The 12,237-nt window shown below is 59.5% G+C and carries 11 protein-coding genes; 3 read left to right on the top strand and 8 right to left on the bottom strand.

Going from position 1 to position 12,237, the window contains the following annotated elements:
* Positions 1 to 103: 103 nt before the first annotated feature.
* The 3 genes from ACQRBT_RS00625 to gcl are packed head-to-tail and all read right to left on the bottom strand — an operon-like array spanning position 104 to position 3,581.
* Positions 104 to 994 carry a 2-hydroxy-3-oxopropionate reductase gene (locus tag ACQRBT_RS00625; protein WP_412047683.1) on the bottom strand — a complete coding sequence of 297 codons (891 nt, stop codon included), beginning with the start codon at positions 992 to 994 and terminating at the stop codon, positions 104 to 106.
* 18 nt (positions 995 to 1,012) lie between these two features.
* Complete coding sequence (hyi, locus tag ACQRBT_RS00620) at positions 1,013 to 1,795, bottom strand: hydroxypyruvate isomerase (RefSeq protein ID WP_412047682.1); 783 nt, start codon at positions 1,793 to 1,795, stop codon at positions 1,013 to 1,015.
* Positions 1,796 to 1,805: 10 nt separating this feature from the next.
* Entirely contained in the window at positions 1,806 to 3,581 is a 1,776-nt protein-coding gene (gene gcl / locus ACQRBT_RS00615; RefSeq protein ID WP_412047681.1) for a glyoxylate carboligase, read from the bottom strand.
* 256 nt (positions 3,582 to 3,837) lie between these two features.
* Here gcl and ACQRBT_RS00610 point away from each other — a divergent pair, with 256 nt between their 5' ends.
* On the top strand, positions 3,838 to 4,278 hold the full coding sequence (locus tag ACQRBT_RS00610; protein ID WP_060754530.1) for a GlcG/HbpS family heme-binding protein: 441 nt from the start codon (positions 3,838 to 3,840) through the stop codon (positions 4,276 to 4,278).
* A gap of 104 nt (positions 4,279 to 4,382) precedes the next feature.
* Here ACQRBT_RS00610 and ACQRBT_RS00605 read toward each other — a convergent pair whose 3' ends face one another.
* From ACQRBT_RS00605 to ACQRBT_RS00590, 4 genes are all read right to left on the bottom strand, one after another.
* Complete coding sequence (locus ACQRBT_RS00605) at positions 4,383 to 4,988, bottom strand: TetR/AcrR family transcriptional regulator (RefSeq protein WP_104995926.1); 606 nt, start codon at positions 4,986 to 4,988, stop codon at positions 4,383 to 4,385.
* Positions 4,989 to 5,279: 291 nt separating this feature from the next.
* Positions 5,280 to 6,158 carry a hypothetical protein gene (locus ACQRBT_RS00600; protein WP_158510691.1) on the bottom strand — a complete coding sequence of 293 codons (879 nt, stop codon included), beginning with the start codon at positions 6,156 to 6,158 and terminating at the stop codon, positions 5,280 to 5,282.
* A gap of 472 nt (positions 6,159 to 6,630) precedes the next feature.
* Positions 6,631 to 7,419 (bottom strand): MlaA family lipoprotein, encoded by a 789-nt coding sequence (locus ACQRBT_RS00595; protein ID WP_060754527.1) that lies wholly within the window; start codon positions 7,417 to 7,419, stop codon positions 6,631 to 6,633.
* Positions 7,412 to 8,710 (bottom strand): serine/threonine protein kinase, encoded by a 1,299-nt coding sequence (locus tag ACQRBT_RS00590; RefSeq protein ID WP_060754526.1) that lies wholly within the window; start codon positions 8,708 to 8,710, stop codon positions 7,412 to 7,414. The genes ACQRBT_RS00595 and ACQRBT_RS00590 overlap by 8 nt, the downstream gene beginning before the upstream one ends.
* A 236-nt stretch (positions 8,711 to 8,946) precedes the next feature.
* Here ACQRBT_RS00590 and ACQRBT_RS00585 point away from each other — a divergent pair, with 236 nt between their 5' ends.
* Positions 8,947 to 9,315: a hypothetical protein gene (locus ACQRBT_RS00585; RefSeq protein ID WP_090365963.1), complete on the top strand. Its 369-nt coding sequence runs from the start codon at positions 8,947 to 8,949 to the stop codon at positions 9,313 to 9,315.
* Between the two features lie 98 nt (positions 9,316 to 9,413).
* Here the strand turns inward: ACQRBT_RS00585 and ACQRBT_RS00580 are convergent, their stop codons facing one another.
* Complete coding sequence (locus ACQRBT_RS00580) at positions 9,414 to 10,967, bottom strand: glycosyl hydrolase family 17 protein (protein WP_412047680.1); 1,554 nt, start codon at positions 10,965 to 10,967, stop codon at positions 9,414 to 9,416.
* A 332-nt stretch (positions 10,968 to 11,299) separates the two neighbouring features.
* On the opposite strand from ACQRBT_RS00580, the gene ACQRBT_RS00575 reads away from it, so the two are divergent.
* Entirely contained in the window at positions 11,300 to 12,151 is an 852-nt protein-coding gene (locus ACQRBT_RS00575) for a glycine betaine ABC transporter substrate-binding protein (protein WP_060754523.1), read from the top strand.
* Positions 12,152 to 12,237: the final 86 nt, after the last annotated feature.

Genomic DNA, 12,237 nt, shown 5'->3' with positions numbered 1-12,237 from the left:
GGACCGAGGTGCCTGGGTTTGGGGCGGCTGCGCCACCCAGCGCGGGGCAAGCCCGCTCACTACAGGCCCCCTCCCACAGTTTGATCGCATTCCAGGTCAGGATTTACTGATCGCGAATCGAGAAATTCGCCATATGCTCCAGGCCCTTGATCAGCGCCGAATGGTCCCAGTTGCCGCCGCCAATCGCCGCGCATGTGCTGAATACCTGTTGGGTGCCGGCGGTGTTCGGCAGGTTGATCCCCAGCTCTTTGGCACCCGCCAGGGCCAGGTTCAGGTCCTTCTGGTGCAGGTTGATGCGGAAACCAGGATCGAAGGTACCCTTGATCATGCGTTCGCCATGCACTTCCAGGATCTTCGACGAGGCAAAGCCGCCCATCAGCGCTTCACGCACCTTGGCGGGGTCGGCGCCGTTTTTCGATGCGAACAACAGCGCTTCGGCCACGGCCTGGATGTTCAGCGCGACGATGATCTGGTTGGCGACCTTGGCTGTCTGGCCATCGCCATTGCCGCCCACCAGGGTGATGTTCTTGCCCATGCTCTGGAACAACGGCAGTGCGCGTTCAAACGTCTGCGGCTCGCCGCCGACCATGATGCTCAGGGTGCCGGCTTTTGCGCCGACTTCACCACCGGACACCGGCGCATCCAGGTATTGCGCGCCAGTCTCGTTGATCTTCGCGGCGAAGGCTTTGGTCGCGGTAGGGGAGATCGAACTCATGTCGATCACCACTTTGTTCGGTGACAAGCCTGCGGCGACGCCGTCTTTGCGAAACAGTACGTCATCGACCTGCGGGGTGTCGGGCACCATCACGATGATGAACTCGGCTTCCTGGGCAACCTGCTGCGGGTTGGCCAACGCCACGGCGCCGGCTGCGATCAACTCGGCCGGGGCCTTGCCGTGGTGTTCGGAAAGAAACAGTTGGTGCCCGGCTTTCTGCAGGTTGGTGGCCATGGGTTGGCCCATGATGCCGGTGCCGATAAATCCGATCTTAGCCATGAAGCAATCCTCTTTTTATTAGATGGCGTTGTGGGTTTTCAACCAGCCCAAACCCGCTTCGGTGGTGGTCAGCGGCTTGTATTCGCAGCCGACCCAGCCCGTGTAACCGATGCGGTCCAAGTGTTCGAACAGGAAGCGGTAGTTGATCTCCCCCGTGCCCGGCTCATTGCGCCCGGGGTTATCCGCCAGCTGGATGTGATTGATCGCTTGCAGATGCGCCGCCAGGGTTCGGGCCAGGTCGCCCTCCATGATTTGCATGTGGTAGATGTCGTATTGCAGGAACAGATTGTCACTGCCCACTTGCTCGCGGATCGACACGGCCTGGGCGGTGTTGTTCAGGTAGAAGCCCGGGATGTCGCGGGTATTGATCATCTCCATCACCAGCTTGATGCCGGCCGCTTGCAGCTTGTCGGCGGCATACTTGAGGTTGGCGACGAAGGTGGTTTCCAGGGTTTGATCATCCACCCCGGCAGGCCGGATGCCCGCCAGGCAGTTGATTTGGGTATTGCCCAGCACCTGGGCATAGGCGATGGCCAGCTTGACCCCGGCGCGGAACTCCTCAACCCGGTCCGGATGGCAGGCCAGGCCACGCTCGCCCTTGGCCCAGTCACCGGCCGGCAGGTTGAACAGCACTTGCGTCAGGCCATGGGCGTCGAGTTGCGCCTTGATTTCGGCCGAGCTGAACTCGTACGGAAACAGGTACTCGACCCCCTGGAAACCGGCGTCGGCGGCCGCTTTGAAGCGGGCAAGAAAGTCCTGCTCGGTAAACAGCATGGACAGGTTGGCGGCAAAGCGCGGCATAAGGTTCTCCTTAATCGAGCAGGGAAATGGCGGTCGGCGCATCGTTGCCGACCAGGGCCAGATCTTCGAATTCGTTGACGGCGTTGATCTCGGTGCCCATGGAAATATTGGTCACCCGCTCCAGAATAATCTCAACGATCACCGGCACCTTGAATTCTTCGACCATTTGCTCGGCCTGGCGCAACGCCGGCGCGATCTGGCTGGGTTCGAACACACGCAGTGCCTTGCAACCCAGGCCCTCGGCGACAGCCACGTGGTCGACGCCATAGCCATTGAGTTCAGGCGCGTTGAGGTTGTCGAAAGACAACTGCACGCAGTAGTCCATTTCAAAACCGCGCTGGGCCTGGCGGATCAAGCCGAGGTAGGAGTTGTTCACCACCACGTGGATGTACGGCAGCTTGAACTGCGCGCCCACGGCCAATTCTTCGATCATGAACTGGAAGTCATAGTCGCCCGACAGTGCCACGACCTTGCGGCTCGGATCGGCCTTGACCACGCCGAGCGCGGCCGGGATGGTCCAGCCCAAAGGGCCGGCCTGACCGCAGTTGATCCAGTGGCGGGGTTTGTAGACGTGCAGAAATTGCGCGCCGGCAATCTGCGACAAGCCGATGGTACTGACGTAGCAGGTGTCTTTGCCGAACACCTGGTTCATTTCTTCGTACACCCGCTGCGGCTTGACCGGCACGTTGTCGAAGTGGGTCTTGCGCTGCAGGGTGGCTTTGCGCTGCTGGCAGTCATGCAACCAGGCGCTGCGGTCCTTGAGCTTGCCGGCGGCTTTCCACTCGCGCGCCACTTCAATGAACATCGTCAGTGCGCTGCCCGCGTCGGAGACGATGCCCAGGTCCGGGGTGAACACGCGGCCGATCTGCGTCGGTTCGATGTCGACGTGAATGAACCGGCGACCCTCGGTGTAGACATCCACCGAACCGGTATGACGGTTGGCCCAGCGGTTGCCGATGCCCAGCACCACGTCCGACTTGAGCAGGGTGGCGTTGCCATAACGGTGCGAGGTTTGCAGACCGACCATGCCGACCATCAGCGGGTGGTCATCGGCAATGGTGCCCCAGCCCATCAGGGTAGGGATGACGGGAATACCCGTCAGCTCGGCGAACTCCACCAGCAGTTCGCTGGCGTCGGCGTTGATCACGCCGCCGCCGCTGACCAGCAGTGGACGTTCGGCCTGGTCCAGCAGTGCCAAGGCTTTCTCCACTTGCACGCGGGTGGCCAAGGGTTTGGCCAGGGGCAATGGCTGGTAGGCGTCGATGTCGAATTCGATCTCGGCCATCTGCACGTCGAACGGCAGGTCGATCAGTACCGGGCCGGGGCGGCCGGAGCGCATTTCATAAAAGGCTTTCTGGAACGCATAGGGCACTTGGCCGGGCTCCAGCAAGGTGGTAGCCCACTTGGTCACCGGCTTGACGATGCTGGTGATGTCGACGGCCTGGAAGTCTTCCTTGTGCAGGCGGGCGCGGGGTGCCTGGCCGGTGATGCAGAGAATGGGGATCGAGTCGGCCGAGGCGCTGTACAGGCCGGTGACCATGTCGGTACCCGCCGGCCCCGATGTGCCGATGCACACGCCGATATTCCCGGCCTTGGTGCGGGTGTAGCCCTCGGCCATGTGCGAGGCACCTTCAACGTGGCGAGCGAGGACGTGATCGATGCCACCGACCTTCTGCAAGGCCGAATACAACGGGTTGATCGCAGCACCCGGGATACCAAAGGCGGTGTTGACGCCTTCACGACGCATCACCAGAACGGCGGCTTCGATTGCTCTCATTTTGCTCATGGTTTTGGTGCCTCTTGCGTTTTGTAATTGTATACAAGTGGTGAGTGGTCAAAGTGTATTCACGGCGAGCAGCGCAGGTCAATGCATTTCATGAACCAGTCCTTACGCTCGTCGGAAGGGGTTTTTCCGACATGTGGAGACTTTGTCTGTAAATATTGTATACAAAAATTTATTTCATTGTGTTCTATTTGTTTGATCGAGCATCTGATCAAGCAGACCTCCACCGTATTTCCAATAACAAAAGAAGGACGGCACCATGAGCGCTTTAACCTTGAAACTCGCCACCCAATTGGCCGGGCAGGCCCTTACCGCAGGCCGCACGATTTCGGCCGCTCCGCTGACCATTGCGGTGCTCGACAGTGGCGGGCACTTGATCACATTGCAGCGCGAAGACGGCGCCAGCCTGCTGCGCCCGCAGATCGCCATCGGCAAGGCTTGGGGGGCGATTGCACTGGGCAAGGGGTCTCGCTTGTTGGCACTGGACGCCCAGCAGCGCCCGGCGTTTATTGCGGCATTGAACAGCCTGGGGCAGGGCAGCGTGGTACCCGCGCCGGGTGGCGTGTTGATCCGGGATCAGGCAGGGCTGGTGCTGGGGGCGATCGGGATCAGTGGGGATACGTCGGATATTGACGAGCAGTGTGCGATCACGGCGATCGAGGGGCTGGGGTTGTGGGCGGATGCGGGCGTGTCAGCCTGATTTGAGGGCCCCATCGGGAGCAAGCCCCCTCCCACAATTTTGACGGTGTGCGCCGTCAAATGTGGGAGGGGCTTGCTCCCGATGGGCACAGGCCACTCGGTGTATCAGTCCAGCTCACAGCCCTTGAGCACTAAACGGATAATCGTCTGCGCCGCTGCCTCATAATCGGCCTCATCCAGCTTGGCCTTGCCGGTCACTGCCGAGATCTGCCAGTCGAAGTCCGCATAGGTCTGCGTCGCCGCCCAGATGCTGAACATCAGGTGATGGGGGTCGATGGCTGCGATCAGGCCGCGTTCCACCCAGCTCTGGATGCAATCGATATTGTGCTTGGCCTGGGCATTAAGCTGCTCGACCTGGTCGGCACTGAGGTGCGGGGCGCCGTGCATGATTTCGCTGGCGAACACTTTGGAGGCAAAGGGCAGGTCGCGGGAGATGCGGATTTTCGAGCGGATGTAATTGCTCAACACTTCCTTGGGGGTGCCCTGCGGGTTGAACGGCGTGGAAGCGGCCAGGATCGGCTCGATAATGCTTTCGAGCACCTCGCGGTAGAGGTTGTCCTTGGACTTGAAGTAGTAATAGACGTTGGGCTTGGGCAGCCCTGCCTTGGCGGCGATGTCACTGGTTTTGGTCGCGGCGAAGCCTTTGTCGGCGAACTCCTCGCTGGCCGCCCGCAGGATCTTTTCTTTGTTGCGCTCGCGAATGCTGCTCATAAACCAGTTGATTCCTTGCCAAGACAGGCGGTCGGGCATGGTAGCACCGGCCTTGCGCAGGGCTCAAGAAACTCGCCGCGCCCCTGCACGCTGGGCGTTTGCGCTGACTGCGCTGCAGTATACGGGCGATGTGGTCGAGTGGTTGCTCCACGAGTTTAAGCAAGGTGCTCAGTGTTCCCACAACCGTTCGGCTGCCTGGAGGCGGGTGGTAACACTGAACGAGCAGATAAAGCGACCAATGAGGGCTGGCCCCTCACTGGTCGCTTCTGTGTCATGGCGCGTCAGGAGTAACTAACCGGCTTTGCTGACCTGGTCGGATGTCGGTTTTTTTACAGGGAAATCATCGTCGAAGAACGTAGTAGCGTCTTCAATTTGTGATTTGCGTTGTTTGCGCAGGAAGTCATCAAAGTCTTTTTTGATGGCAGGATCCTTCAGTGCTTCATAGTCAAAGACATTGGCACCATATTGGTACGCAAAGTTGATATCGACGAACTCGGCGCTGGCACACGCGGACGAAAACTTCGAGTTGCTTCTGTCGAAATTAACGCGGTACTGTTTGATTTTCGGAATGTACATGATGGTGTTGCCGATCTTGAAGACTTCGACGGAAACACCCACCGTAATGGTTCTATAGAAGTCCTTGTTTTTTTCAACACCAAAGCGCAGGGCGTCACCTTGTTTGGCCAGGAACTTCTGAAAACTGTCCAGGGCGGTGCTTCCTTGCGATGCGACGATGTCCAGTATGAAGTTGACAAAGTCAGTGGCAATACTGACCCCGCGAATATGCCGCGAATAGGTTTGCTCATCGATTTTACTAGGACCCATCAACGGCAGTTTTGACAGCGCAAGGCTCCACAGTTTCACATCGGTTTTATACTGCTCCCCTTCGGCGGCGGCCTTGCGCTGCACATAGTTGGTAACGACGGACGTCATGCCGATCAGGTACTCTTTCAGCTCGGAGATTTTTTTCATCACCTCCGGGTCATTGACCAGTTCGTTGCCGATGATAAATTCAATGAGCCCATCCTTATCAGCGTAGGGATTGTCGTTGTCCTTGAGTTGAATGTCTTTGAGCGCCGGGTCGTCAAAAAAACTGTTGGCTTCTTTCAACTGTTCGGAGAATAAGCGGACATCTTTGACGTAAGGAGGCATTGAAGTAAGCGTTTTCATTTCATCATTTCCTTATGAAATCTGAGATTAACTGTTTTAGTCCGATGCCCTCACGGATGGCTGTCCGTAACGGCCGCGAAAGTTCACCACGGATGAAACGTGCTTATTATTTCTGAGTGACGTTGAAGTGCCTCGATTATTCGAAGCTGTTACCCCCTGGAAAAGAGGTAGGGAATTTATAGAAGTAACGACAAGTAATGGCAATGAGCGAGGCCAACCAATTCGCTTGTTTGGCCTGCGTAGTTATAGCGTTTGGAAGTGAGTGCGCGAGGTTTTTTTTTGACGGCGATCACCCGATGCAACCGAGGATGGCTAAGTGATGGCTTTTGCAGCAGTTTTGCTAGCGGCTGTGCAACTGCTGAAGTGTTACGAAGCGAAGGCGGGATTGGCCGATGCGGGCGGCATTCGACGAGTGGCTGTTTTACGGCGAGATCAAAAGGGGCCCGCCACGGTCGACAGGCCCCTCGGGAGGTTACTCGGCAATCTGCAACTTGCGCGATTCCGTATAGATGTACCGCACCTTCTCGTATTCGAACGGCGAGTTCATCTGCCCATAACGGAAGCTGGTCTGGTAACGCTTGTCGACTGCGCGCAGGGCCCAGATTTCCGGGTGATTTTCGCTGACCTTGGACACGTTGAGGAAGTTGACCTCGGTTTCGGCGCCGTAGTCGACGATCAGGCCGGTGGTGTCGCGCAGGTTCGATGGGCCGAAGATCGGCAGTACCAGGTACGCGCCGCCGGGCACGCCGTAGAAGCCCAGGGTCTGGCCGAAGTCTTCGCTCTGGCGTGGCAGGCCCATGGCGGTGGCCGGGTCCCAGAGGCCGGCGATGCCGATGGTGGTGTTGAGCAGCAGGCGCCCGGTGGTTTCCAGGGAGCGGTGGCCCTTGAGCTGCAGCAGGCTGTTCAACAGGTTGGGCACGTCGCCCAGGTTGTTGAAGAAGTTGCTCACGCCGGTACGCAGGAAGCGTGGGGTGATGTAGGTATAACCGTCGACCACAGGCAGGAACACCCATTGGTCAAACCGGTAGTTGAAGTGGTAGACGCGGCGGTTCCACGATTCCAGCGGGTCGTAGACGTTGAGCGCGGTCAGCGAGGAACGTTCGAACTCACGCTGGTCCAGGCCGGGGTTGAACTTGAGCTTGGACAGCGGCTCCTTGAAGCCATCGGAGTCAACCTTGATCGGCTCGTGGGCCTTGCTGTTGTCGGCGTTGGCCACGCCCGCGCACATCAAGGCGGCGAGCAGCAAAAGATATTTAGCCACGGAAGAACTCCAGCATGGCGTCGGCGTTGACGCGGTAATTGAGGTTGCCGCAGTGGCCGCCCAGCGGGTAGACGGTCAAGCGATCGCCGAAGGTTTGACGCAGGAAACCGAGGTCGCCAGGGCCGAGGATCACGTCGTCAGCGTTGTGCATGACCGCGATTTTCGGGCTGCTGTGCAGGTAGTCCTTGAGGGCGTAAAGGCTGACCTGGTCGACCAGTTGCAACAGGCTGCCGCCGTCGGTGCGCGCGCGCCACATCGGAATGACCTGCTGGGTCAGGTAGCAATCGAAGTCGCATTGCAGCGCACGCCTGAGGAAGGGCGTGAGGCTGGTGCCTTCGCTGATGGGGTATTTCGGCGGGGTGATCAGGCCGCGGCGGTTGATCAGGTCCGAAGTGAACGCAATGTCGGCCGCCGAGAAACGGAACGAGGTGCCGATCAGCATGGCCATCTGTTCGTTGGTCAGGTGTTGCTTGGATTGCTGGAAGTCATAGAGCAGGGCGTCGTTGAGGTCGATGTAGCCCTTCTGCTGGAAGTAGCGGGTCAGCTTGCCCAGCACCAGCTCATAGAAGGTGGTGGTGTTGTTGATGCCCTTGACCTCGGTCTGTACCAGTTTGTCGAGGTTGGTGATCGAGGTGTAGAGGTTGACCGGCGGGTTGAGCAACAGCACTTTCTTGAAGTTGAAGCTGCGCCGGGTTTCGTCGAGTTTGCTGACGAATGCGGCGTCCAGCGCGCCCAGGCTGTAGCCGGACAGGTAGTAGTCAGTGACGGGCAGCGACGCATTCTGCGCGCGCACCGCTTGCATCACCCGGTACATGTCTTCGGCGTCTTCCTGGGTGATGCCCGGGGTGGCGAAGCGCGAGGCGGCCGCGATGAAGTCGAAGCTGGTGGGCGAGGAGAGCTGCACCACGTGGTAGCCGGCCTGGTAGTAGAGCTTTTTCAGGTATTCGTTGAGGCTGCTGTCATACCGTGCGCCGGTGCCGGCAATCAGGAAGATCAGCGGCGCGGCGCGGTCTTGCTTGGCGATACGGTAGGTGAGCTTCTTGACGGCCCAGAAGTTGTCCGGGAGGCTGAACTCACGCTCCGGGCGCATGGTCAGGCTGTAGTCGGACTGGTTGATCTCATCGTTGCTCGGCAGCTTTGGCCGCAGGTCGGGCGGTGTCGTCGCGATGGTCGCTTCAAACGGGTTGGTCAAAGGGTAGCCATAGGTGGCTTGGTCGATATCGACCGCCAGTGCTGACGCACTCAAAAATAGGCTGCCCAACAGGGCCGCACAGCGCAAGGAACGGAGCATGACTTAATCCCTAAGAGGAAACGTGCTGAATGAAGATCGCAGGCTATGACCACCGCCCTGTCGCCGAAGTGCCATCACACGGCACGAAATATCGGAAAATAACGTAGGAATCGGGGGTGTAGCAGCCAGACGATACACTTTGCCAGGCCCTGCTGAACACTAATTGTATGTTTGTACCTTGCCAATGGGCGTCGGAGCATTAAGCTGGGCGCCGTTTTTGTCTATCGGAGTGCCCCATGTCTCGTCGTTTGCCGCTGATCCTGCTGCTTATTGCCCTGCCGTTATGGTTGGCCGCCAGTTATGGCGCTCGCTACGGTTTCATGGAGGATGGCCGGTGGGTGGGTATTTGCGTCGATGAAGCCAGCCGCTGGGAATGCCAGTTGCGCTCCAACCTGGGGTTGATGATTCACTTCAAGGTGCTGGGTTGGGCGGCGTTGGTGGCGTCGGTGCTGGCGTTCTTTGTGCCGGGTCGCGCGGGGTGGGGGCTGGCTGTGTTGGGGATGGTGTTCGGGTTGCCGGCGTTGGCGTTGTACAACACGACGTTTGCGGTATTTGCGGTGGTGATTGCCGGGCTGCGGTTGGTCCGCAAGCCGCGCGGCGTCTGATAGGGCCTCATCGGGAGCAAGCCCCCTCCCACAGTTGAAAGCATTTGCCTGAGGCAATGAAGTCCACTGTGGGAGGGGGCTTGCTCCCGATAGCGGTTTCAGACCTTGCGCACCCGCAAGCAACGCCACAAAGCTGCAACCATCAGCACGCTGACCACCGCCCAACCCCAAGCCTGCTGGTTCAACACCCCTTCGCGGTACAGCTGCGGCGCAATGCCGGCTCCGATGATGAAGGCCAGCAGGGCAATCTCCCGGCGTGGCCCGGTCACCGGGCGTACCAGATACACCAGGGCCGGCAGCACCAGCGCCGCACTCGGAAAGCTGCGATAACGCGGGTCGAACACCAGCGCCAGCATCATCACCGCCCCTGCAAACCCGGCGATTGCGATCAGCCAGCCGGCACGCTGCTCAAGCCAGTCGAAGGCTCGACCGCGCCAGCCCTGACGGGCGCTGAGGGCGAGGGCGGCGTGGGCCAGCACCAGCAGGTTCAACACCACCAGCAAGCCTGCCCATACCCATTCATCATTGAAGCGTGCGGTCACGCGGGTCAGTTCCGCCCAGGTGCCGATGGAGCAGGCGGCGACGGCACCGAGCAATGGCAGCACCAGGGCGCTGCGAGGGCTGCGAACGCGCCCGCCCAGCGTCAGGCTGCCCAGCAGGATGAGGCCACCTACGCCGAGCCACAGCGGCCAGTACGGCACATTGCTCACCGGGCCGGCGAGGATGCCTTTGTCCTGGCGATCGGCATCGAACAAGCCCCAGTAGCCCCCGACGGCGCCTTCACTGGCGCGTTTCCACGGCTGGTCGAAGGCTTCGATCAAGTTGTAGCGCCAGCCATTGGCTTCGGCCATGGCCACGAAACCGCGCATGAACCTGGCTTCGTTGACCCGGCTCGGCACAGCCGTTTCGCGCTGGCGGCCTTCGCTGGGCCAGCCGGTTTCGCCGATCAGTACATCTTTAGGGGCGAACTTGTTGCCAAAGGTCTGGCGTACATCACCGACATGCTTGAGAGCCTGGTCGATGCCGGAAGGATCATCTTCCCAGTACGGCAGCAGGTGAATGGTCAGGAAGTCCACTGCCGGGGCGATTTCCGGGTGTTTCAGCCAGAATTCCCAGACGTCGGCATAGGTGACCGGCTGCTTGATCTGGCTTTTGACTTTATGGATCAGCGTGACCAGTTGCCTGGCCGTGACTTCCTTGCGCAACAGGGCCTCGTTGCCGACGATCACTGAGGTGATCACGTCGGGGTTGGCGTTGGCCGCTGCAATCAGTTCGTCGACTTCTTTTTCAGTCGCAATCGGGTCACTGCTGACCCAGGCGCCGGCCATCAACTTCAGCCCGTGTTTGCGCGCCATGTCCGGCAACGCTTCCAGGCCGGTCATCGAGTAGGTGCGGATGCATTCAAAGCGCGTGGCCAGCAGCGCAAGGTCGGCATCCATGCGCTCGGGGCGCAGCTTGAATGGCTGGTCAAAGGGCGATTGGTCTTTATCGAAGGGCGTGTAGGACGCGCACTGCATCTTGTGTGTGGCGCTGGCGACGTCCGGCAGCACCACGGGCCGGCCGATGCCGTACCAATAGCCGACGATGGCAAGCAAGCCGAGGAACAAAGCGAAAAAGTAGGGCAGGGCAGGAAAGCGGGCAGTCGCGGGCATGGTCAGCTTATCTGGGGAGCAAAGGCGCGCATCTTACCCCGATTTAGCCCGTTTCAGTGGGCTGCATGATTTTGACATGCAAAGTTCGGGCGGGATTTTGACGTCAGGTAAGACAAAGCGTCCTACTGGCTATGTGATGTCGTTTCTTGCTCGTACAAGGTCGCTGACAGAGCAGGTCAAACACCCCGGCAGGTTGATTATCGCAAGGTCAGCACTCCACTGATGCCGCAACATCCGGATCGATGCGCGTGAAGGGCGCGCGGCGCACCCTAAAACAACACAGGTTGATGTCGCCCGGCATCCGTCGGGCGCAGCACTTTCGGGGAAGTATTATGAAGATGCGACGACTCTTGGGCGCAGCTGCCACTCTGGTAGTTGCGATGAGCTCCACACTGGCCAGCGCCGACAGCAAAACCCTGAGCATCGGCTATGTGGACGGTTGGTCCGACAGCGTTGCCACTACCCATGTGGCGGCAGAGGTGATCAAGGAAAAACTCGGTTACGACGTGAAACTGCAAGCCGTCGCCACCGGGATCATGTGGCAGGGCGTCGCCACCGGCAAGCTCGACGCCATGCTCTCCGCGTGGCTGCCTGTGACCCACGGTGAGTACTGGGCCAAGAACAAAGACAAGGTGGTCGACTACGGCCCCAACTTCAAGGACGCGAAGATCGGCCTGATCGTGCCGGAGTACGTCAAGGCCAAATCCATCGAAGACCTCAAGACTGATACGACCTTCAAGAACAAGATCGTCGGCATCGATGCCGGTTCAGGCGTGATGCTCAAGACCGACGAAGCCATCAAGCAATACGGTCTGGACTATAAGCTGCAAGCCAGCTCGGGCGCGGCGATGATCGCCGAACTGACCCGTGCCGAAGACAAGCAGGAATCCATTGCCGTCACCGGTTGGGTGCCGCACTGGATGTTCGCCAAATGGAAACTGCGCTTCCTGGACGATCCAAAGGGCGTTTATGGCGCTGCTGAAACCGTCAACAGCATCGGCAGCAAGGGCCTGGAGAAGAAAGCGCCGGAAGTCGCGGCCTTCCTGAAGAAATTCCAGTGGGCCTCCAAGGACGAAATCGGCGAAGTCATGCTGGCGATCCAGGAGGGTGCCAAGCCTGATGCCGCGGCCAAGGATTGGGTGGCCAAGCACCCTGAGCGCGTCGCTGAGTGGACCGCTAAGTAATATTCTCTGATTTAACCTTGTGGGAGGGGGCTTGCCCTTTCCCACAGGGGTATCCCCCCTCTGCAAATCCTCCTGCATCCTCGAAA

It is taken from the genome of Pseudomonas sp. R19M (genome assembly GCF_050312585.1).
Classification (GTDB): domain Bacteria; phylum Pseudomonadota; class Gammaproteobacteria; order Pseudomonadales; family Pseudomonadaceae; genus Aquipseudomonas; species Aquipseudomonas palleroniana.
The sequence above is the reverse complement of the archived record's forward strand: the minus strand, read 5'-3'. Positions and strand labels throughout refer to the sequence as shown.

What these genes read in the sequence shown, in the direction of transcription:
- ACQRBT_RS00580 (WP_412047680.1), bottom strand. Translation starts at nt 10,967, where the DNA reads ATGCCCGCGACTGCCCGCTTTCCTGCCCTGCCCTACTTTTTCGCTTTG.
- ACQRBT_RS00625 (WP_412047683.1), bottom strand. Translation starts at nt 994, where the DNA reads ATGGCTAAGATCGGATTTATCGGCACCGGCATCATGGGCCAACCCATG.
- ACQRBT_RS00610 (WP_060754530.1), top strand. Translation starts at nt 3,838, where the DNA reads ATGAGCGCTTTAACCTTGAAACTCGCCACCCAATTGGCCGGGCAGGCC.
- hyi (WP_412047682.1), bottom strand. Translation starts at nt 1,795, where the DNA reads ATGCCGCGCTTTGCCGCCAACCTGTCCATGCTGTTTACCGAGCAGGAC.
- ACQRBT_RS00575 (WP_060754523.1), top strand. Translation starts at nt 11,300, where the DNA reads ATGAAGATGCGACGACTCTTGGGCGCAGCTGCCACTCTGGTAGTTGCG.
- ACQRBT_RS00590 (WP_060754526.1), bottom strand. Translation starts at nt 8,710, where the DNA reads ATGCTCCGTTCCTTGCGCTGTGCGGCCCTGTTGGGCAGCCTATTTTTG.
- ACQRBT_RS00585 (WP_090365963.1), top strand. Translation starts at nt 8,947, where the DNA reads ATGTCTCGTCGTTTGCCGCTGATCCTGCTGCTTATTGCCCTGCCGTTA.
- ACQRBT_RS00605 (WP_104995926.1), bottom strand. Translation starts at nt 4,988, where the DNA reads ATGAGCAGCATTCGCGAGCGCAACAAAGAAAAGATCCTGCGGGCGGCC.
- ACQRBT_RS00600 (WP_158510691.1), bottom strand. Translation starts at nt 6,158, where the DNA reads ATGAAAACGCTTACTTCAATGCCTCCTTACGTCAAAGATGTCCGCTTA.
- gcl (WP_412047681.1), bottom strand. Translation starts at nt 3,581, where the DNA reads ATGAGCAAAATGAGAGCAATCGAAGCCGCCGTTCTGGTGATGCGTCGT.